The organism is Streptomyces sp. NPDC050147, from assembly GCF_040660195.1.
GTDB lineage: Bacteria > Actinomycetota > Actinomycetes > Streptomycetales > Streptomycetaceae > Streptomyces.
This window is the reverse complement of record NZ_JBFALJ010000038.1, coordinates 18,930-39,738: the sequence shown is the minus strand read 5'-3', so window position 1 is coordinate 39,738 and position 20,809 is coordinate 18,930. Positions and strand designations below refer to the sequence as shown.

Below are 20,809 nucleotides of genomic sequence, written 5' to 3'. Positions count from 1 at the left end.
CTCGCAGGGAGAGCCCGGGAGATTGGTCAGGCCCGGCACGGGAGTTCGGAAAGGGCGCTGGCGCCCGGTGAGGGTATGGATGAGGAGCGCGGCGAAGGTCATCACGACCAGTGACACCAGCGCCGTGGCGATGACCGCCTCGGTCATCCTGGAGCGCACCGGGCGCCGGGCACGGTAGCCGTCCCAGCGGCTCACCACGACGGCACCATCGCGTTCTTCAGAAGGCGGCACGCCCCGGCGAGGAGGTAGAGGCGGGCGGTGGGGTTCGTGAAGGCGCCGGTCTGCTGATCGTGGTGGACGGATCTGGCGTGGCCGATGCTGTCGGCGAGAACGTCGCGAGCGCGTCGCTGGGCAGGGCTACGGTGCGGCATGCGGTCCAGGTGGCACTCGGCGGGTGTGATCAGCGCGGCCAGGTACGTGGTCAGCTCGGCGGCCACGGCGTCGGCGAGACGGCTGCTCGGGTCGGCGACGGCGAGTCCCTCGGCTCGATGGACGGCGTCGTCGACAAGGGCCAGGTCCACCGGGTCGCTGGTCTGACGGTCGGGGTGAGGGGTGGTCATGGGGGTCACCGCAGGCTCCCTGGCTGGACGTGATGGTTCCGTCTGGTTCCTGACGTACAGCCAACCCCCGGTCACTCTCCGCGGGTACCGTGGAGGAATAACGCGCACGTAAACGCCGTAAAAGCTGTCAGAGCTGTCAGAGCTGTCGGGAGTACACGCATGGCAGGCACACCGCGTACGCCTAACACCAGGCTGGCCACCCTGCTTGACCAGGGACAATGTCAGCGAGAAGAACTCGCCCGCGCTGTGAACCGCATTGGCGCCCTCGCCGGGGTGCCACTGACCTACAGCGGACAGTCCGTGTCCATGTGGCTGCGCGGACACCAGCCGAAGCAACAGGTCAGGGCTCTCGTCGTGGCCGCCCTGTCGGAGAAACTCGGCAGGCCCATCACGCACGAGGAAGCGGGCCTGACCCCTGCCACGTCCGCTGACGGATCTCAACACCCCGGCACTGTCGAGGAGTTGATCGACCTGGGAAGGGCGGACATGGATCCCTCTCGGCGCGGCGTGCTCGCAGCCGGCGTCTTCACCGCGGCGCTGGCCGTGCCCGCCTTCGGCACGGCGGCAGCACACGCCAGCGAACCAGTCACACCGGGCAAGGCCACCACGCGAATCGGCGGCTCGCAGGTCGCCTCCGTGAGGCGCACGACCATCAGGATCGCGTCCATCCTGGACGAAGACGGTGCAGGTCACGCCCGGCCGATGGCGGCGGCATTCCTCGTGAACACGGTAGGGCCTTGGATGAACGCGCAAGCCTCAGGAGCGGTCGCGGCTGACATGAAGGCCGCGGCCTCGGATCTGACGTATCTGACCGGTTGGATGGCGATGTACGAGAAGGACCACGCCGCCGCCCAGCGCTGGTATCTCAAAGCCCTCTCCCTGGCCGATGAGGCCGGGGACCATGTGACGTACTGCCGCACACTGCGCGGCATGTCGTTGCAGATGACGAGCCTTCGCCACGGCCGCAAGGGGCTGGAGTTCGCCGACAGCGCCGCCGAGGCCGCACCGCAGGCCGGGCCTCGTCTGGTGGCGTTCCTGCGCGGCCAGCAGGCGCACGCCGCGTCCATGGTGAAGGACCGTAGGCAGGCTCACGCGCGGCTGAGCGAGGCCGAGGCCGCACTGTCGAAGGCCGACAACCGCAGGGACGCCGTGGGCGGTTACGACCGAACGGCATGGCTCTTCCACCTCTCGCACGTGCTGTACGAGGAGAGGGACCTGCCGGGCAGCATCAAGGCATTGCAGGACTCCATCAAGGTGCAGCCCGTACAGGAGCGCCAGGGACGCGTGCACTCCTACGCGTTGCTGGCCCAGCGGCAGCTCGCCCACGGGCATCTGGACGCGGCGTGTGTCTCCTGGGGCCGGTTCCTGGACGAGTACGAGCTTGTCTCCTCAGCGCGCGGCGACGAGCACTTCGGGACGATGCGCCGGGAGATGCGTGCTCACGCCGGGGCGCGGACCGTGAAGGAACTGGCGGAACGGGCGAAAGAGGTCGCCGCCCTTAAAGCCTGAGGGAGCGGGGGCTCCCGGCGACCGGGGCGTACGGGGTCACCTATCGGTTTTCCTCGCGCCCCGCCCCCTCAACCCCGTACAACCGCGCCGACGCATCCACATGCGCCATCCGCCGCATCGCGTTGAAGACCGCCTCGCCGAGGACCGTGCCGATCACCACGCTCTCCACCAGGTCCTCGACGGCCGCCCGCCGGCCCACGTAGCCGAGGTCGGCGCGGGCGACCATTTCGGCGGCGTCGGCGTACTCGTCGAGCAGTTCCGTGAACGCTCCGTGGCCGACGCGCCCCATGGCGGCGAGCGCCCGTGACAGGTCGGTCGCGGCGGGGTTCGACTCGTGGGTCTGCCAGCCGCGGCGCGCGATCAGCTCCTCGACCGCCGCGCTCGCGGCCACCGCCTCGGCATCGTCGTCGGCCTCCCCCGCCGAACCGAGCCGGTCCGCGGCGGCGCCGAGCACCTTGTGCAGCGGGCGCGTGGGATCGTCGATCGCGCTCAGCACCTCCGCGATCGCGGCCACCTTCAGGCCGCCCACGTCGAGCAGAGCGCGGATGAGACGCAGCCTGCGCTCATGCGCCTCGCCGTACTGCGCCTGGTTCGGGCTGCTCAACTCGCCCGCCGGCAGCAGCCCTTCACGGACGTAGTACTTGATCGTCGGCACCGGCACACCGGTCCTGCGGCTCAACTCGCCAATACGCACGGCCTGCCCACTCTCCTCTTCGCGCTCCCGCCTCTTCGCGCTCCCGCTCGCCACTCTGCCACCGGCTGCGCCCTTGCCATCCCGCACCCCCAGCATAGATAGTGGCACTATCGGTTAGTGGACAGCATCACTATCCATTTCGCAGGGGGAATTTCTATGTCCTTATGGCATTCGTGGCACCGGCCACTCGTCGTCTTCTCCGCATCCATGGCGATCCTCGCCGTCATCTCCGGCGTCGGCCTCGTCGTCGACGACCGCGTACTGACGGGGGCCCGCATCTGGTTCAAACCCTTCAAGTTCTCGGTCTCGTTCATCGCCTACGGACTCTCGCTCGCCTGGATGCTGTCGCTGCTCGACCGCGGCCGGAGAGCGGGCTGGTGGGCGGGCACGGTCGTCGCCGTGTCGAGCCTCGTGGAGATGCTGCTCATCACCGGGCAGGTGGTGCGGGGAAAGCGCAGCCACTTCAACCATCAGACCCCGTTCGATGAAGCCCTCTTCAACGCGATGGCCGTCACCGTCGTCATCCTGTGGCTCGGCACCTTGCTCATCGCGATCCTGCTGCTGCGCGCCCGCATCGCCGACCGTGCGTCCGCCTGGACGATGCGGTGCGGAGTCGTCATCGCGCTCGCCGGTGCCGCCGTCGGGTTCCTGATGACCCAGCCGGCGCCCGGCCAGGAACGAGGCACCTCCCCGATCGTCGGCGCCCACAGCGTCGGCGTACCGGACGGCGGCCCCTCCATGCCGCTGACCGGCTGGTCGACCACCGGCGGCGACCTGCGCATCCCGCACTTCGTCGGCATGCACGCCCTGCAGTTGCTCCTGCTGCTCCTCATGGTCCTGACGGCGCTCGCGGCGCGCCCCCGCTTCGGCCTGCTGGGCGACGAACGGGTGCGCCTGCGGCTCGTGCTCATCGCCTCGGGCGCGTACGCCGCCGCCTTCGCCCTGGTCACCTGGCAGGCACTGCGCGGCCAGCCGCTCATCCACCCGGACGGCGCGACGCTGACGGCGGCGGGGCTGATCCTCGGCGCCACGGCCGTCAGCACGTACGGAGCTCTGCGGGGCCCGACCGCCCGCCCCGGAAGGGCAGTTCAAAAGACCGGCGACAAGGAAAGCGACCACGACAAGGAGCTCGCGGCATGACCGGTTTCCTCTTCGAACTCTCCTTCTGGCTGGCCGCCCCGGTCTGGCTGCTCATGATCTTCGCGCCGGGGTGGCGGACGACCGCCCGCGTCGCCGCCTCGCCCCTGACCGTCCTGCCGATCCTCGCCGTCTACGTGGCGATGGCGCTGCCCGTCCTCCCCGAACTCTGGGCCGCCGTCAGCAGCCCCGACATCGACGGCTTCCGCGAACTGCTCGTCCTCGCCAACGGGGCGGGCGCCATCTGGGCCCAGGTCATCGCCTGGGACCTGCTGATCGGACAGTGGATGTACCACGAGGCGCGGCGCGTCGGCATCCACCCGCTGGTGATGGGGCCACTCCTGGTCCTGACGATCCTCCTCTCGCCGTTCGGGCTGCTGCTCTTCCTGCTGCTGCGGGCGGTGCGGACAGGGCGGGCGGCCCGGGCGAACCGCTCTCAGCCGCGGTCGCTCGCGGATTCGGGTTCCATGCCGCGCTGATCGACGACAGCCCTCTCCAGGACCGCTTGGCTGCCGTACAGAACCTCGGGATTCCCGGCCTTGCCCGGCTTGCCGCCCGGCTTGTGGTTCTTCGTCATGTAGCCGCGTGAGCCGAGATAGGCGAAGGTCTTCTTGTCAAAGATCCATTCGCTGCGCGTCGCGAACGACGACTCCTCCAGGGTGATGCCGATCCCGTGGCGGCCCGCCGCGTCCACCGCGTCGGGCACCTCGGTCACCCCGGGGAGCTTCGCGACGACCTTGTAGAACGCGGCTGCGTTCTCCGGCGGCATGATCGCCTCCGCGAGCAGGTCACCGATCCTGTCGAAGACGGCCTGCGCCTTCGTCTCCTGCCCCTCGATCACCCGCGTCTCGGCGTACAGCTTCTTCAGCAGGGCGTCGGGATCGGTGGGCAGCGAGGCGAGCCAGTCGTACGTCGGCCGGTCGGGCCCCTCCGGTATGGCACCGGAGTCATCGGAACCGTCCACCGCGGACGCCTCGATGGGCAGGTCCTGGCCGGGCATCGACGCCCCCTTCCCGCTCTCCCGGATCATGCCGATGTCCGTGACGGGCGCGGGGTTCTGCGAGAACCAGACCTGCCGCTTGTGCGGGGCGCCGAGCTTCACCCGGCCGTTGAGCTCGCCCTCGTTGCCCTGGACGAGGCTGCGCACGTAGACGAACTGACTGTCCTTGACCCGCTGCGAGTCGGACTTCAGGGACGCGGTGGCGATCCGGTCGAGGGTGACGGCCGCGCCAGGGGTGGCGCCCCGGCCAGTACCCATGTCGCGTACGCCATCGCCGTCACCGGAGGTCAGCGTGGCGGCAAGGATTCCCGCCACCGCGAGCGCGGCGGCGGCCGGCATCAGCACCGCGGGACGCAGCAGCCTGCGGTGGAGAGATGCGGGGGCGGGCTCCTGGCGGCCCGTGACGGTGTCTCGGTCGATCTGCTGCATCAGGACGTCCTTGTGGTGAAGGTGACGCCCCGGCGGAAGTTCCCATTCGTCTTCGCCCGACTCCGGCAGCAGGCGGGCCAGCTCAGCGGCCTCGTCCTCTCCCCGGGACGGGGTGGCGGCGCTCATCGGAATTCCTCCCGCAGGGGCAGGGCCGCGAACGCGGCCTCACTCTCTACCTCTCCGCGGCCACGGAGAGGTTCCGTCACGTTCTTCACTTCCGGCACATCAGTCACGTCCATCTCGGCGTCCTCGCTGAGCCGCCGCAGCCGCGCACGCGCCCGCGAGAGCCGCGACCGCACCGTGCCGACCGGAACCCCGAGCGCCTCCGCGGCCTGCGCGTAGTCAAGGCCGGACCACACGCACAGCACGAGCACCTCGCGCTCCGGGCGACGCAGCCTGCGCAGCGCGCCGTGCACCGCCGCGAGCCGCCGCGCGTCGTCCATCCGCCCCGCCGACTCCTCCGCGAAGTCCGCCACTTCGGGCGGCGGGGGCTGACGCGAAAGAAAAGCGAGCCGACGCCTCAGACCGCGGTTGGCGTTCTGCGCCTTGTGCGTCGCGATGCCGAGCAGCCACGGCTTGAGCGAACCGCCGTCCGGCTCAAGCCGGTCGCGGGTACGCCAGGCCGCGAGGAAGGTCTCGGACATGACCTCCTCGGCGGTCGACCAGTCGCCGGTCAGCCGGAGGGCGTGGTTGTAGACCGTCCGCGCGTACGCCTCGTACAACTCACCGAACGCCTCCCGCTCCCCCGCCCGGATCCGCGCATGGATGCCGTCTCCGTCTCCCACTTCAGTACGCCTCACACCACGTACCTCTCCGCGCCCGGGGACGAGTTCCTGTGCCCTGCGTCACACAGGCCTCAGAGCGCCACCGCACCGACGCTCGCACCAACACCCACACGTACGCACTATCGCGCGGCCTCCCGTGATTCCGGTGGGCGGGGTGAAATTCTGGCGAGCCCGACCACCCCATCCCCGGCCGGAATACTTCCCCCGTTCCGGAGGTTGGCTCCGCTACGACACCGGCCAACAACCCCGGAAGGGTCAGTCATGAAGATCGGCATCATCGGCGCGGGCAACATCGGCGGCAACCTCACCCGTCGCCTCACGGCAATCGGCCACGACGTGTCCGTCGCGAACTCCCGTGGCCCGCACACCCTCAGCGCACTCGCCGAAGAGACCGGCGCGACGCCGGTGACGGTCGAGGAAGCCGCGCGCGGCGCCCAGGTCGTCGTCGTGACCATCCCCCTGAAGGCCGTACCGAACCTGCCGGCCGGCTTCCTCGACGGCGCGGCGGAGAACGTCGCCGTCATCGACACCGGCAACTACTACCCGCAGCAGCGTGACGGGAAGATCGCCGAGATCGAGGAGGGCCTGACCGAGAGCCGCTGGACCGAGCGCCAGATCGGCCACCCGGTCATCAAGGCCTTCAACGGCACGTACGCCCAGGACATCCTCGACAAGCCGCAGCCCAAGGGCGCACCCGGCCGCGTCGCCCTTCCGGTGTCCGGCGACGACGAGGCGGCCAAGAAGGTCGTACGCGACCTGCTCGACGAGATGGGCTTCGACACCGTCGACACGGGCGGCCAGGACGAGTCGTGGCGCCAGCAGCCAGGCACTCCCGTCTACGGCCTCGCGGCGGACGCGGACGCGGTCCGCAAGGCACTGGACTCGGCCTCACAGGAGCGCACACCGGACTGGCGCGCCTGACCGAACACCGCGGGCCGCGTGCGGGACCTACGGCGTGGCCCAGTCCCGCATCGCCTGCTTGCTCGCGAAGTCCGCCACATTCTTGTCCAGCGGCGTCGACGTGTACTGGTGGATCCGCCACTTCGCCTTGATGCGGGGCTTGCCCGCCGTGACGTAGTCGGCGATCCAGAGGCCGTCGCCCGCGTAGGACGTGGTGTCGTAGTTGAGCCAGAAGTCGCGGTTGCAGTACAAGATCGTCCGGTGGTTCGGCCGTAGCCGCTTCACCTCGCGGATGAAGCGGTCCTTCTCCGCGTTGCTCGCGCGTGTCCGGTCCCCCGTCCACTCCCAGTCCACCGCCAGCAAGTCCCCTGCTTTCTCAGGGGACTTGCTGACGAAGTACTCCGCCTGCGCCGTGATGTTCCCGGGCCACAGGAAGTGGTAGAAGCCCACCACGCAGCCGCCGTCCCGTGCTCGCTTCGTCTGGGCCGTCAGGCGTGGGTTCACGTACGAGCGGCCCTCCGTCGATTTTATGATGACGAAGGAGATGCCGTCCGTGTCGAAGGTGGATTGGTACGAACTGACGTCGATGCCTTTGAGCACGGGCGACCTCCTGAGCGGCAGGGGGGTGGGGGGTAGGTGGATCTACCCTTTTTGTGCCCGGTGGCCGCTATGGTCAACCGTTGAACAGCTCACCGGAAGATCCCGGTATGCCCGAGCGAGTAGCGGCCGGGTTGCGGGTACACCGCGAGGCCGTGCGGGCCGCCGCCCACCGGGATGCGGGCGGTCTGGACTCCGGTGCGGGTGTCGATCGCGTACACCTCGGAGTCGTAACGCCCGGAGAGCCAGAGGGTGTTGCCGTCCGCCGACACCCCGCCCATGTCGGGGCTGCCACCCTGGGGAAGTTTCCATTTCTTGGTGAGCTTGTTCTTGGGGAAGTCGAAGACGGAGACGGTGCCCTCGCCACGGTTGGACACGTACATCTCGCGCGAGTCCCGGCTGACGTACAGGCCGTGGGTGCCCTTGCCGGTCGGCAGGAGCTTCGGCTTGTCGAACTTGTCGCCGCTCAGGACCCACATGCCGTTGGCCATCATGTCGGCGACGTAGAAGGTCTTGCCGTCGGGCGAGATCTTCACGTCCTGCGGCATGGCGCCCTTGAAGGGCAGCTTCTGCTGGCCGATGACCTTCATCTTCTCCGTGTCGACCTTGAGGAGTTCACCCGAGAACTCACAGGAGACGATGAAGTAGCGTCCGTCGGCCGAGAAGTCGGCGTGGTTGACGCCGTAGCAGCTCACCGGTTCGGTCTTGACCTTCTTCATGGTGTGCGGGTCGCGGAAGACGAGCTCACGGTCCATCGAGGCCATCACGATCGCGTGCTTGCCGTTGGGCGTGAAGTAGAGGTTGTACGGGTCGTGGACGTCGACCGGCTTGCCCGCCTTGCCGGTCTTGGGGTCGATGGGGGTGAGCGTGTGGCCGCGGTTGTTGTTGACCCAGAGCGTCTTCATGTCCCAGGAGGGAACGACGTGCTGGGGCTGGACCCCGACGTCGATCGTGTCGATCACTTCGTACGTCTTGGGGTCGATGACCGAGACGGTGTTGGAGTTGGTGTTGGGGACGTAGACCCGGGAGGGGAAGTCCTTGACCACCGGGGAGAGTTTGTTCGGGCGGTCGGCCGCGTAGACGTCCTTGGGGTCGAGGAGGGGCGGCATGCCCGGCAGGACGTCCGCGGCCTTGGGCTGGGGTTTGGTGGACTTCTGGATGCCCTTGGTGCCGAGGGCTTCGTGCTCGCGGGGTTCGCCGCCGCACCCGGCGAGCGCGGCGGTGACGACCGCACCGGCGGCGATGACCGCTCCGGTGCGCCGGGTGAGGTTCAGGTGCAGGGTCATCAGGTCAGCAACTCCGTGGTCGTGACGGCGCGCAGGTTGCGGCGGTCCAGTTCTTCCAGGACGGCGGGGAGCGCGGCGACCGTAGCGGGCGCCGGCCTTGCCGCCGCGGGCGTGCTCACCGCGGGCCCACGGCCAGGGCGCGCCGCGCAGGGCTCCACGGCGGTCGGTCTCGGTCACCCGACCATTTAATGGGCAAAGAGGCCAGAAGCCGCTTATTGCTCACGCGCGAGCCCTGCGGGTCGGGCCGGTGGAGACCGGTGGCCACCTTGCCGCCTCTTGCGGATCACCTGCCACAGCCAGAACTTAACCAGCGTTTACCAGGCAGGTGTCCCAGCTCACCAAGGATTCACCTTTGAACTGACATGTTTTGCACCCATATGCCCGGATAGGTGCTTTTGGATCGCTGGCCCCCGTCTGCCATAGTCGGAACCACGACCCCCATTGACCCGGGCTCAGGTCGTCATTGGTGTCCGTGGACCACACCCCTATGTCCGCGGCGCTCCGCGCAGGCCCCCGCAGCGCCGAAAACGGCGACCGGGGGCTTTCGCGTGCCAGTGGTCACGTCCACGGCCACCTCGGCGGTCACGTCCACGGCCACCTCAGCGACCACCTCAGCGGTCGGCGACCCGCATCTCGAACCAGGTCGTCTTGCCGCGCGGCAGCAGATCGACGCCCCAACGGTCGGAGAGCTTGTCGACCAGGAAGAGGCCGCGGCCACTGAGGTCGAGCTCCTGGACGGGCATCAGACAAGGCAGTCCGCGCGAGGGGTCGCGCACCTCGATCCTCATCCAGCCGCGCCGCCGCATCATCCGCAGCCCGAAGACGCGGGCGCCGGTGTGCCGCACGGCGTTGCCGACGAGCTCGGAGGTGAGGAGTACCGCGTCCTCGGTCAGCTTCGGGGAGAGCCCCCAGTGCCGGAGCACCACGACCTGGGCGAGCCGGCGCGCGATGGCGGCAGACTCCGGGCGCGACGGCAGCGGAACCTCCGCGTCCGTCGGATTGCCGAACAACTCGAGCGCCTTGAGCGCGTGTTCGTCCTCAACCGCCGGCGACCAGCGCGCCGCGGTCGCACTCCCGTGTCGCCGCGGCTGTTCGATGTCCTCCAGCCCCGCCATGCCCTCCATCATGGCCGCACACAGCGCGTTCCGGGGCCGTTCCGACGGAATAAGCCCCCCGGAACCATCCATTCCGGGGGGCCGGGTAGGCATATGCCAGTGGCAGCGTGGACCTTGTCAGACCCCTTCTGACCTGCGGTGACTACCCGCTTACGGGTGATCACTAGGGCCCCGGAGCGACCAGGCTTAAGGTTCTCTTAAGCCGTGCATAATCCGCTCCTTCGGGGGACACTCCGGCTGACGTAGCCTCAACTGAGCGCGCTCACGCGGCAATTCAGAGGAACTTCGCCTTGCCGGGGCCCTCCTCGACGAAGCTGCGCATGCCCCGCTCACGGTCCTCGGTGGCGAACAGACCCGCGAACCAGGTGCGCTCAATGGCGAGCCCGGTGTCGATGTCCGTCTCCAGGCCCGCGTCCACGGACTCCTTGGCGGCGCGCAGCGCGAGCGCGGGCCCCTGCGCGAGCCGCGCGGCCCACTGGTGCGCCTGCTCGTACACCTCGGCGGCGGGCACGACCCGGTCCACCAGGCCGATGGTGAGCGCCTCGTCGGCCTTGACCATGCGGCCGGTGAAGATGAGGTCCTTGGCCTTGGACGGGCCGACGAGACGGGACAGGCGCTGGGTGCCGCCCGCGCCGGGGATCAGGCCGAGCAGGATCTCCGGCTGGCCGAGCTTGGCGTTGTCCGCCACGATGCGGAAGTCGGCGCAGAGGGCCAGCTCGCAGCCGCCGCCGAGCGCGTAGCCGGTGACGGCGGCGACGACGGGCTTGGGGATACGGGCGACCGCGGTGAAGGAGTCCTGCAGGGCCCTGGACCGCGCGACCATCGCCGCGTGGTCCATGACCTGCATCTCCTTGATGTCCGCGCCCGCCGCGAACACCTTCTCGCCGCCGTAGATGATCACGGCGCGTACGTCGTCGCGCCGGGTCGCCTCTTCGGCCAGCTCTTTGAGCCGGTCCTGCAGGGCGATGTCGAGCGCGTTCATCGGGGGGCGGTCGAGGCGGATCGTGCCGACGCCTTCGGCGACTTCGAGATGCACAGATGTCATGCGAGGCACGTTAGCCGTGCCTCGCATGACGGGGACATGCGGCCGGGGTGTGATCCCGGCCGGGCTGTCAGGCCTTCCACTTCTCCCAGGACATGTTCCAGCCGTTGTAGCCGTTCTCGGGCTGGATCGTCTTGTCCGCGGAGTTCTTCACGACCACGAGGTCCCCGATGAGGGAGTTGTCGAAGAACCATCCGGCGGGCGTCTTCTTGCTGTAGCCGCCGCGCACGTCGCTCAGGCCTATGCAGCCGTGACTGGCGTTCGTGTTGCCGAAGGCGCCGCCCGACCAGTAGTTGCCGTGGATGAACGTGCCCGAGGTGGACAGGCGCATGGCGTGCGGGACGTCCTTGATGTCGTACTCGCCGCCGAAGCCGACGGTCTCGCCGTTCATGCGCGTGACCTTGAGCTTCTCGCTGATGACCATCTGGCCGTTGTACGTCGTCGTGCCGGGGGCGCCCGCGGTGATCGGGATCTTCTTGATCTGCTTGCCGTCCCGGACGACCTTCATCTGGTGGGACTTGGCGTCGACGGTGGAGACCTGGCTGCGGCCGATGGTGAACTTCAGGGTCTTGGCCTGCTCGCCGTAGACGCCGGGCCTGCCCTCGACACCGTCGAGGTTGAGCTTGACGGTGACCTTCGTGCCCGCCTTCCAGTACTTCTCGGGGCGGAAGTCGATGCGGTCGTTGCCGAACCAGTGCGGCTCGACCTGTACGGCCGGTTCCGTCTTGATCTCGATGGCCTTCTCGACGGCCTCCGGTTCGGTGATGCCGCGCGTGAAGTGGACCGAGAACGGCATTCCGACGCCGACCTTCGAGCCGTCCTCCGGCGTGAACTGCCCGATGAAGGTGTTCTTCGGGGTCAGCGTCGTGAACGACGTGTCCTTGGCGGACTCACGTCCCTCGGAGTCCTTGGCTATCGCGTGGACCTTGTACTTCGTGGAGGCGGCCAGGTGATGCGCCGGCGTCCAGGTGGCGCCGCCCGAGGTGATCTTGCCCGGGACCGGATTGCCCTTGCTGTCCTCGACCTTGACCTCGGACAGCTTGCCCTTGTCGGCGGCTATCTTCAGTGCGCCGCTGGTGGCCACCGAGTCGGCGCCGTCCTTCGGGGCTATGGTCACCACCGCCGTCGACGGCGCGTTCTTGTCGGCCGCCTCGCCCTTGCCCTCGCCGCCCGAGTCCGAGCCGCCTCCCCCGCCACACGCCGTGACCAACAGCAGCGTCACACCCGATGCCACCGCAAAGAGGCCCTTGGTCCCCCGTCGTCGTGCACGCCCCCGCGCACCAACCGACGTCCCCGATATCGGTCGCCCGTTCAAGATGTGTCTCCCCTCGCACGGCCCTGGTCAGGCCGGCACCCCTGTGCCTCAGCGCGCACAGACACGCGCCTGCGCTAGATAACCACACGGTCCTGACCGATGACTCCCCGCCAATGTCACTGTTCCGTCCCAACTGCGCACGTGGTGCGGGCCCAGCCTCAGCGCCGGTCCGTGGGCTCGGCCTTCGGCTTCGATCCGGGCGGCGCAGTCCAGTCCTTCCACTCCATGTTCCAGCCACCGAGGCCGTTGTCAGGAGCGACTTTCTTGTCATCGCTGTTGACGACTTCCACCACATCGCCGATCAGCGTGCGGTCGAAGAACCACCCCGCCGGGGTCTGTGAGCTGCCGCCCTTCACATCGCGCAAGCCCACACAGCCGTGGCTGACATTCGTGTTGCCGGGGGCGTCCGGTGCCCAGTAGTTGCCGTGCAGGAAGGTGCCGGACGTCGTCAGGCGGATCGCGTGCGGGACGTCGGGGATGTTGTACTCGCCGCCGAAGCCGACGGTGCGGCTGTTCATCCGGGTCACCTCCAGCATCTCCGTGACCACCATCTTTCCGTTGTACGTCGTGGTCTTGGGGGCGCCCGCGGTGATCGGGATGGTCGACAGGACCTCGCCGTCGCGGCGTACTTCCATGGTGTGCTCGGCGGCGTCAACCAGGGAGGTCTGGCTGCGGCCGACGGTGAACGAGATGCTCTTGTCCTGGAGGCCGTAGACGCCGGGGGCGGCCTCGACGTCGCGCAGCCGAAGGCCGACGGTGACCTTCGTGCCGGGCTTCCAGTACTTCTCGGGGCGGAAGTCCACGCGGGTCCGGCCGAACCAGTGGGGCCGTACGTCGACGGCGGGCTCCGCGGTGACGCTGATGGCGCGCTGGACGGCCGGAAGGTTCTCGATCTCCTGGTTGAACTCCAGGGAGACGATCATGCCGGTGCCGACGGTGGAACGGTTCTCCGGCGAGACGTAGGCGATGAACCGCTCGTCGGGGACGGCCGTCGTGAACGTCGTGTGCCGGGCCGAGCGGCGGCCGTGGCCGTCGAGGGCGACGGCGTCCACCGAGTACTTCGCGGCCATCGCGAGTCCGCCCTCGTCCAGCGGCCTCCAGGTCATGCCGTCCTCGTCGATGCGGCCGGGCACGGCCTGCTCCCGGGCGTCCTGCACCCGGACGACCCGCACCGATTCGAGGCGCCCGTCGGGGACCTCGACCCGGAGCGGCTGGTCTCCCTCGACTCCCTTGCTGCCGTCGTCGGGTGTCACCCGGATCGCGTCGGCGGGCGACCGCGGCTTGCCCATCAGTCTGTCGACGCCATCACCGTCACCGCTGCATCCCGCGGCACCGGCGAGCAGTCCTGCCCATGTCACTACGGCGGCCAGCGCGGCCCCTGCGCGCCGTGCGCGCCTCGCTACCTGTCTCACGTCCGTCCCAACGACCGTCCCCCTCCTGGGGAAACGTGAGTGCGACGCACACGCTGGGCAGAACAGTGAGGAGGACGGCGCCGACCCTCGGGTCCGCGGGTGCCGTCCGGTCGGGTACGCCGCCGCCGGGACGCGGCAGGGGTCGAGCCGCAGGAGGCGAATGGGTGTCCAGCGCAGCCGAACAGGAAGCACTCCGGGGTGGGCGGCGCGGGACGGGCGCGGCCGCCGTGAACGGGAAGGCCCCCGCCGTGAACGGGACGCCGACGGAGGTGCGCGCTTTGCCGCGCGGTGTTCCCCCGGAGCGCGGGCTGCCCGTGTGGCCGGGGGCGCCGACGCCGCTCGGCGCGCGGTTCAGAGTGGGGCCCGACGGGGTCGCCGGCACCAATTTCGCGCTCTGGGCGGGGGGCGCGGAGGCCGTCGAGCTCTGCCTCTTCGACGACCGGGGCGTCGAGGCCCGCACATCGCTGACCGAACTGACGCACGAGATATGGCACGGCTTCGTGCCGGGCGTCCGTCCGGGCCAGCGCTACGGCTACCGCGTGCACGGCCGCTGGGACCCCTGGACGGGCGCGCGCTGGAACCCGGCGAAGCTGCTCCTCGACCCGTACGCGCGCGCGGTGGACGGCGACTTCGCGACGCACGGCCTGCCGCCCGAGGTGTACGGGCACGTGCGGGACTGGCCCCAGCAGCAGGTGGCCGACACGGTGCGGGACGACCGGGACTCGGCTCCGTACGTCCCCAAGGGTGTGGTCGTGCACGACGACGCCCCGGACGACGAGTGGGCGGACGACCGGCGCCCGAAGACGCCGTGGGCGGACTCGGTCATCTACGAGGTCCACGTCCGCGGCTTCACCAAGCTGCACCCGGGGGTTCCGGAGGAACTGCGGGGTACGTACGCGGGGCTCGCTCATCCGGCGGCGATCGGCCATCTGCTGCGGCTCGGGGTGACGGCGGTGGAGCTGCTGCCGGTGCACCAGTTCGCCCACGAGGACCATCTCCTGCAAAGAGGCCTGGGCAACTACTGGGGCTACAACTCGATCGGCTACTTCGCACCGCACGCGGCGTACGCGGCGTCGGGGACGAGGGGCGAGCAGGTCGGCGAGTTCAGGCGGATGGTGCGGGCGCTGCACGAGGCCGGGATCGAGGTGATCCTGGACGTGGTCTACAACCACACGGCCGAGGCGGGCGAGCTGGGCCCGATGTTCTCGCTCAAGGGCATCGACAACCGCGGCTACTACCGGCTGCAGCCGTCCGACGCGCGGCGGTACGCGGACTACACGGGCTGTGGGAACACGCTCCAGGTGGTGCAGCCGCACGTGCTGCGGCTGATCACGGACTCCTTGCGTTACTGGGTGACCGAGATGGGGGTGGACGGTTTCCGCTTCGACCTGGCGGCGGCGCTCGCGCGTTCGTTCCACGACGTCGACATGCTGTCCCCCTTCCTCGCGGTGATCGCGCAGGACCCGGTGCTCCGGCGGGTGAAGCTGATCGCCGAGCCGTGGGACGTGGGCTCCGGCGGCTACCAGGTGGGGGCCTTCCCTCCCCTGTGGACGGAGTGGAACGACCGCTACCGCGGTGCGGTGCGGGACTTCTGGCGCGGTGCGCTGCCCGATGTCCGGGACCTGGGATACCGGCTCTCGGGGTCCAGCGACCTCTACGCGTGGGGAGGGCGGCGTCCGTACGCGTCGGTGAACTTCGTGACGGCGCACGACGGGTTCACGCTGCGGGATCTGGTGTCGTACGAGCGGAAGCACAACGAGGCGAACGGGGAGGGCAACAGGGACGGTTCGGACGACAACCGGTCCTGGAACTGTGGCGTCGAGGGTGAGACGGCGGACGAGCGGGTGGCGGAGCTGCGGCGGCGCCAGCTGCGCAATCTCCTGACGACGCTGTTGCTCTCCACGGGGGTGCCGATGCTCGTCGCCGGGGACGAGATGGGGCGTACGCAAGGGGGGAGCAACAACGCGTACTGCCAGGACAACGAGGTCAGCTGGGTGGACTGGGGGCTGCTCGACGAGCCGGGGTGGGCCGCGCTCTTCGACCTGACGTCCCGTCTGATAGTGCTGCGGCACCGGCATCCCGTGCTGCGGCGGCGGGCCTTCTTCTCCGGGCGTGCGCATTCGGCGGACGGGCTGCGGGACCTGGCGTGGTTCACCGCGCGCGGGACGGAGATGACGGAGGGCGACTGGTACGCGCCTGCTGCGACGCTCGGCATGTATCTGTCCGGCCGCGACATACCCGGGCGTGACGCCCGTGGCGTGCCGGTCGTCGACGACAGTTTCCTGGTGATCCTGCACGCGGCGGACCGTGCGGGGAGTTTCGTGCTGCCGGGGGCGCCGTGGGCACGGGAGTACGAGGTGGTGGTGGACACGTCCCTGGAGGAGCAGGGCGCGGCGCCCGGCAGGGTTCTGCGCGCCGATGCGACGGTCACGGTGACCGGGCGGTCGGTGCTGCTGTTGCGGGTGCGGGAGGGAGTGACGGACCCGGGAGGCTGACGGTGTCGCCTGGCTGACGGCGCCCGCATTGGTCCGTACCTGCCCATTGCCGCGCTCCCCCGCACGGGTCAAGCTCGGCGCATGGACCTGGAGCTGCGGCACCTCAGGACGATCCGGGCGATCGCCGACGCGGGCAGCCTGACCAAGGCCGCCACCGTGCTCGGGCTGGCGCAGCCCGCCCTGAGCGCGCAGCTGAAGCGGATCGAGCGCGCCTTGGGCGGGGAGCTCTTCGAGCGGGGACGGCACGGCGTGCGGGCCACCGCGCTCGGCGAGTTCGTGCTGGCCCGCGCCCGGGTGGTGCTGCCCGCGGTCAGCGGGTTGCGGGAGGAGGCGCTGCGGTTCGGCAGGGCCTGGGAGGGCGGGGCCGGGTTCCGGCTCGGCGCGACACACGGGCCGCTGCTCGGCGCCCTGGTGGACCGGCTCGCCGCCGCGCATCCGGGGGTGCCGGTGACGACCCACACCTCCTGGTCGGAGCGGGAGATCGCCTCCCGCACGGCCGACGGGCGCCTCGACTTCGCGCTGGTGGGAACGTGCGGGGCGAGTGCTCCGCCGGAGAACGAGCTCCTGGTGTGGCGTGAGGTGGCCCGCGACCCGGTGTTCGTCATGCTGCCCACGGATCACCCGCTGGCCGTCCGCCGGGAGATCGACCTGGCCCGGCTCGCCGGCGAGGCGTGGACGGACGTGCCGGGCGACGGCTGCTTCGCGGACTGCTTCACGGCGGCGTGCGCCCGCGCGGGCTTCACGCCCTCATCCGTGTACGAGACGGACGTGGCGTCCTGCGTCCATCTGGTCCAGGTCGGACGGGCGGTGGGGCTGTGCCGGGCCACGTTCCCGCCGACGCCGGGCCTGGTGACCCGACCGCTCACCGGAGCACCGCTGTACTGGCGCCACCTCCTCGGCTGGCACCCGGGGACGGGCGCCGACGCCACGGCCCCCACGGTCTACGCCGAGGCCCGCGCGGCCCACGCCGAGGCCGCCGCCCGCAGCGAAAGCTACACAGCATGGCTCGCGGCACCCTCGCGGGACCACGCCTGACCCGAACCCACCGCCCCCCCCGGAGACCCCTGCACACACAAGCCGACGCCCCCGGTGAGAGCCGTACGGTGTGGCTCGCGGTGTGCTCGTCGTCGTTTCCCCGGCCTTCCCTTCGTCCCTTCCATAACGCCCGGGGAGGGGGTCGGCTGACAGCTTTCGGCAGGCAGTTGAGGCTTCTACGGTGTGGGCGATCCGCTCGCCCCTCGCAACCGAGGAGAAGCCCCCATGCTCCCCATCCCACCCAGACGCGCCGCCGCCGCGTGTGCCGCGGTCGCCGCGGCCGGTGCCCTGGTCTTCGCCGGACTGCCCGGTACCGCCAACGCGCAGGCCGATCCCGCAGCGTCCTCTGTGCCCTCCCCCGCCGAGACCGCCGCCGTCGACAGCACATCGCCCGAGGTGCTGAAGGCCATGCAGCGCGACCTCGGCCTCACGTCGGCGCAGGCCGAGGCCCGTCTGGTCAACGAGGCCGAAGCCGGCGCCGTCGCGGGAGCCCTGCGGAACGCCCTCGGCCGTGACTTCGCGGGAGCCTGGGTGCACGGCGCCACCTCGGCACGGCTCACCGTGGCCACCACCGACGCCTCCGACGTCCGCGCGATCGAGGCACGCGGAGCGCGGGCCGAGGTCGCAGCGCACTCCATCGGCCAACTGGACGCCGCCAAGGACCGCCTGGACCGCGCCGCCTCGAAGACGGCGACGCGCGACGCTCCCGTCTGGTACGTCGACGTGCGCTCCAACGCCGTCGTCGTGCGCGCGGTGCGGCCCGCCGCCGCGAAGGCCCTCGTCTCCGCCGCGGGGGTCGACTCCTCCCTCGTACGCGTCGAGAGGGCCAAGGACCGGCCGCGCCCGCTGTACGACCTCGTGGGCGGAGACCCGTACTACATGGGCGGTCGCTGCTCCATCGGCTTCCCGATCACCAAGGGCACCCAGCAGGGCTTCGCCACGGCGGGCCACTGCGGGCGGGCCGGGACCGCGACCACCGGCTACAACCAGGTGGCACAGGGCACGTTCCAGGCGTCCATCTTCCCCGGCAGGGACATGGCCTGGGTCGCCACCAACTCCCAGTGGACCGCCACCCCGTACGTGAAGGGCCAGGGCGGGCAACGGGTCGGCGTCGGGGGCTCCACGCAGTCCCCGGTGGGTGCGTCGATCTGCCGTTCCGGCTCCACTACGGGGTGGCACTGCGGCACGATCCAGCAGCACAACACCAGTGTCACCTACCCCGAGGGCACCATCAGCGGCGTGACGCGCACGACGGTCTGCGCGGAGCCCGGCGACTCGGGCGGCTCCTACATATCCGGCAGCCAGGCGCAGGGTGTCACTTCGGGCGGCTCGGGCAACTGCCGCAGCGGCGGGACGACTTACCACCAGCCGATCAATCCGCTGCTCCAGCAGTTCGGCTTGACGCTGAAGACCACGGGAGGTGGCGACCCCGGCCCCGGTGACCCCGACCCGGGCGGCACGTGGGCCGCGGGCAAGGTCTACGCCGCGGGTGACTCGGTCACCTACGGCGGGGCCACCTATCGGTGCCTGCAAGGGCATCAGGCCCAGTTTGGGTGGGAGCCGCCCAACACCCCGGCTCTGTGGCAGCGGGCGTAGCACTCAGCCGAGGATTCCCCTGCCGTACGCGGTGGCCACCGCCGCCGCCCGGTCCTTGACGCCCAACTTGCCGTAGATGTGGGTGAGATGCGTCTTGACCGTGGCCTCGCTGATGAAGAGTTCCACGGCGATCGCACGGTTCGACGTGCCCTTGGCGACGAGCGCGAGCACTTCCCGTTCGCGGGTGCTCAGCGGTTCGTTGCCGGGGGCACGCACGCGCGAGACGAGCCGCGAGGCGACGGCGGGCGAGAGGACCGTGCGGCCCTGGGCCGCCGCGCGGACCGCGGTGAACAGTTCGTCCCGGGGCGCGTCCTTGAGGAGGTAGCCCGTCGCGCCCGCCTCGATCGCGGGCAGGGTGTCCGAGTCCGTGTCGTACGTGGTGAGGACAAGGACCCGGGCACGGGAGCCGCGCCGGCCCAGCTCGGCGATCGCGTCGACGCCGTTGCCGCCGGGCATGCGCAGGTCCATCAGGACGACGTCCGGGTCGAGGCGCTCCGCCAGGGTGACGGCCTCGACGCCGTCGGCCGCCTCTCCGAGCACCTCGAAGCAGGGGTCCGAGCGGAACATGCCGCGCAGACCGTCCCGTACGACGGGATGGTCGTCGACGATGAGCAGAGTGATCAGGTCAGCCATGGCGGACCAACGGTACGCGAGCCGAGAGGGCGGTCCCGTGTCCCGGCTCCGATTCGACGGTGAACGAGCCCGCGATGCGTTCGGCGCGCACCCGCATGCCGTCGAGGCCGAACCCGCCGGAGCCGCTGCGCCGGACCGGCGTCAGCGGGTCGAAGCCGCGGCCGTCGTCGCGTACGTCGAGGGTGACCTCGCCCTCCATGTAGGAGAGGGTGACGCCGAGGCGGGTGGCCGCCGCGTGCCGGGAGGCGTTGGACAGGGCTTCCTGGACGATGCGCAGGAGCGTCGCCTCGATCTCTTCGTGCAACGGCTCGGCGGTGCCGGTGACCGTGAACTCGGCTCGGACACCGGCGCGTTCGGACCACTGTGCGACCGTCTTCTTCAGCGCCTCGGGGAGCGCGTCGTGCTCCAGGGCCGTCGGGGAGAGGTTGTGGACGGAGCGGCGGGCCTCGCCGAGGCTGTGCCGGGCCAGGTCCGCCGCGCGGCCCAGGTGTGCGCGAGCCAGGGTCTCGTCGGCGGCGGTCGCGACGACCTGGAGCTGGGCGATGATGCCGGTCAGGCCCTGCGCGATGGTGTCGTGGATCTCCGCGGCGAGCCGGCGCCGCTCGTCGGCGACGCCCGCCTCCCGCGCCTGGACGAGGAGTTGGGCGTGCAGGGCGGCGTTCTCGTCCATGGCCTGCTGGAGGGCGGTGTTGGTGCGTTCCAGTTCGACGATGGTGGCGGCGGCGTCGCGGGCCCGCTGGTCCTCCTGCGTGGCGAGGTGGGAGAAGACGCCGAGCAGCGCGACGTTCACCGCGAGCAGCCCGCCGAAGACGCCCCAGCCGAGCTCTTCGTCCGGCGGAAGGCCGCCGGACTGGGAGCCCGACATGGTGACGGCGGTGAGGAACAGGCCGGGCTTCACCAGGCGCGCGGGAAGCAAACGCTCGGAGTCGAAGTAGCCGACGACGGCGTAGAAGGCGAAGAAGGGGTTGATCCAGGTCAGGACGAAGGCGATCGCCCAGCGCACGGCGTAGTAGGCGACGCCCGCGGGAGAGGGCCCGGGGTGAGACGGCGTCAGTGTGCCCCACCCCAGCTGGAGCGCGATCCCCGCCCCGACCAGGGCCCCGGCCACGTACCAGTCGCCCCGGCTCATACCGACGACGACGCTCGTGCCGAGGGCCATGACCAGTCCGAAGCCCAACAGGGCGTAGGGGCCCCAGCGGTGGAACAAGCCCCACCGCTGTTCGATCGTCCTCGTGGCGTCCGCCGTGCTCGTGCTCACCGGCCCAGTGT

General features: G+C 70.2%; 19 protein-coding genes. 7 read left to right on the top strand and 12 right to left on the bottom strand.

Translation table 11 applies throughout. The annotated features are described in order from the left end of the window. Positions 1-191: 191 nt before the first annotated feature. Positions 192-569 carry a hypothetical protein gene (locus AB0I94_RS38885; RefSeq protein ID WP_363314529.1) on the bottom strand — a complete coding sequence of 126 codons (378 nt, stop codon included), beginning with the start codon at positions 567-569 and terminating at the stop codon, positions 192-194. A 150-nt stretch (positions 570-719) separates the two neighbouring features. Between AB0I94_RS38885 and AB0I94_RS38880 the strand changes: the two genes are divergently transcribed. Further along, entirely contained in the window at positions 720-2,069 is a 1,350-nt protein-coding gene (locus AB0I94_RS38880) for a hypothetical protein (protein ID WP_363314528.1), read from the top strand. 40 nt (positions 2,070-2,109) lie between these two features. Here the strand turns inward: AB0I94_RS38880 and AB0I94_RS38875 are convergent, their stop codons facing one another. Then, positions 2,110-2,763 (bottom strand): MerR family transcriptional regulator, encoded by a 654-nt coding sequence (locus AB0I94_RS38875; protein WP_363314527.1) that lies wholly within the window; start codon positions 2,761-2,763, stop codon positions 2,110-2,112. Between the two features lie 156 nt (positions 2,764-2,919). Between AB0I94_RS38875 and AB0I94_RS38870 the strand changes: the two genes are divergently transcribed. Further along, on the top strand, positions 2,920-3,903 hold the full coding sequence (locus tag AB0I94_RS38870; protein ID WP_363314526.1) for a hypothetical protein: 984 nt from the start codon (positions 2,920-2,922) through the stop codon (positions 3,901-3,903). After that, positions 3,900-4,379, top strand: coding sequence for an ABA4-like family protein (locus tag AB0I94_RS38865; protein WP_363314525.1), 480 nt, complete (start codon positions 3,900-3,902; stop codon positions 4,377-4,379). Before AB0I94_RS38870 ends, AB0I94_RS38865 begins: the two co-directional genes overlap by 4 nt. Here the strand turns inward: AB0I94_RS38865 and AB0I94_RS38860 are convergent. Both AB0I94_RS38860 and AB0I94_RS38855 read right to left on the bottom strand, forming a co-directional pair. Beyond that, on the bottom strand, positions 4,337-5,455 hold the full coding sequence (locus AB0I94_RS38860) for a CU044_5270 family protein (RefSeq protein WP_363314524.1): 1,119 nt from the start codon (positions 5,453-5,455) through the stop codon (positions 4,337-4,339). The two genes, AB0I94_RS38865 and AB0I94_RS38860, sit on opposite strands and share 43 nt — an antisense overlap. Next, entirely contained in the window at positions 5,452-6,096 is a 645-nt protein-coding gene (locus AB0I94_RS38855; protein ID WP_363314548.1) for an RNA polymerase sigma factor, read from the bottom strand. The genes AB0I94_RS38860 and AB0I94_RS38855 overlap by 4 nt, the downstream gene beginning before the upstream one ends. A gap of 279 nt (positions 6,097-6,375) precedes the next feature. On the opposite strand from AB0I94_RS38855, the gene AB0I94_RS38850 reads away from it, so the two are divergent. After that, a complete protein-coding gene (locus AB0I94_RS38850) occupies positions 6,376-7,035 on the top strand; it encodes an NAD(P)-binding domain-containing protein (RefSeq protein ID WP_363314523.1) in 660 nt (219 codons plus the stop codon). A 27-nt stretch (positions 7,036-7,062) separates the two neighbouring features. On the opposite strand, the gene AB0I94_RS38845 is transcribed toward AB0I94_RS38850, so the two are convergent. The 6 genes from AB0I94_RS38845 to AB0I94_RS38820 all read right to left on the bottom strand — a co-directional run bounded on the left by AB0I94_RS38845 (position 7,063) and on the right by AB0I94_RS38820 (position 13,781). Further along, on the bottom strand, positions 7,063-7,614 hold the full coding sequence (locus tag AB0I94_RS38845; protein ID WP_363314522.1) for a glycoside hydrolase family 25 protein: 552 nt from the start codon (positions 7,612-7,614) through the stop codon (positions 7,063-7,065). Positions 7,615-7,703: 89 nt separating this feature from the next. Next, positions 7,704-8,897, bottom strand: a complete 1,194-nt coding sequence (locus AB0I94_RS38840) for a PQQ-binding-like beta-propeller repeat protein (protein WP_363314521.1) — start codon at positions 8,895-8,897, stop codon at positions 7,704-7,706. 611 nt (positions 8,898-9,508) lie between these two features. Beyond that, on the bottom strand, positions 9,509-10,012 hold the full coding sequence (locus AB0I94_RS38835; RefSeq protein ID WP_363314520.1) for an ATP-binding protein: 504 nt from the start codon (positions 10,010-10,012) through the stop codon (positions 9,509-9,511). A gap of 274 nt (positions 10,013-10,286) precedes the next feature. Beyond that, positions 10,287-11,057 carry an enoyl-CoA hydratase-related protein gene (locus tag AB0I94_RS38830; RefSeq protein ID WP_363314519.1) on the bottom strand — a complete coding sequence of 257 codons (771 nt, stop codon included), beginning with the start codon at positions 11,055-11,057 and terminating at the stop codon, positions 10,287-10,289. A gap of 67 nt (positions 11,058-11,124) precedes the next feature. After that, complete coding sequence (locus tag AB0I94_RS38825) at positions 11,125-12,369, bottom strand: Ig-like domain-containing protein (protein ID WP_363314518.1); 1,245 nt, start codon at positions 12,367-12,369, stop codon at positions 11,125-11,127. 158 nt (positions 12,370-12,527) lie between these two features. Further along, entirely contained in the window at positions 12,528-13,781 is a 1,254-nt protein-coding gene (locus tag AB0I94_RS38820; protein ID WP_363314517.1) for an Ig-like domain-containing protein, read from the bottom strand. Between the two features lie 164 nt (positions 13,782-13,945). Between AB0I94_RS38820 and glgX the strand changes: the two genes are divergently transcribed. The 3 genes from glgX to AB0I94_RS38805 all read left to right on the top strand — a co-directional run bounded on the left by glgX (position 13,946) and on the right by AB0I94_RS38805 (position 18,907). Continuing rightward, positions 13,946-16,276 (top strand): glycogen debranching protein GlgX, encoded by a 2,331-nt coding sequence (gene glgX / locus AB0I94_RS38815; protein ID WP_363314516.1) that lies wholly within the window; start codon positions 13,946-13,948, stop codon positions 16,274-16,276. A gap of 81 nt (positions 16,277-16,357) precedes the next feature. Then, positions 16,358-17,311: a LysR family transcriptional regulator gene (locus AB0I94_RS38810; RefSeq protein WP_363314515.1), complete on the top strand. Its 954-nt coding sequence runs from the start codon at positions 16,358-16,360 to the stop codon at positions 17,309-17,311. A 225-nt stretch (positions 17,312-17,536) separates the two neighbouring features. Then, entirely contained in the window at positions 17,537-18,907 is a 1,371-nt protein-coding gene (locus AB0I94_RS38805; RefSeq protein WP_363314514.1) for a carbohydrate-binding protein, read from the top strand. A gap of 3 nt (positions 18,908-18,910) precedes the next feature. Here AB0I94_RS38805 and AB0I94_RS38800 read toward each other — a convergent pair whose 3' ends face one another. Both AB0I94_RS38800 and AB0I94_RS38795 read right to left on the bottom strand, forming a co-directional pair. Continuing rightward, a complete protein-coding gene (locus AB0I94_RS38800; RefSeq protein WP_363314513.1) occupies positions 18,911-19,540 on the bottom strand; it encodes a response regulator transcription factor in 630 nt (209 codons plus the stop codon). Next, positions 19,533-20,798 carry a sensor histidine kinase gene (locus AB0I94_RS38795; protein ID WP_363314512.1) on the bottom strand — a complete coding sequence of 422 codons (1,266 nt, stop codon included), beginning with the start codon at positions 20,796-20,798 and terminating at the stop codon, positions 19,533-19,535. The genes AB0I94_RS38800 and AB0I94_RS38795 overlap by 8 nt, the downstream gene beginning before the upstream one ends. Positions 20,799-20,809: the final 11 nt, after the last annotated feature.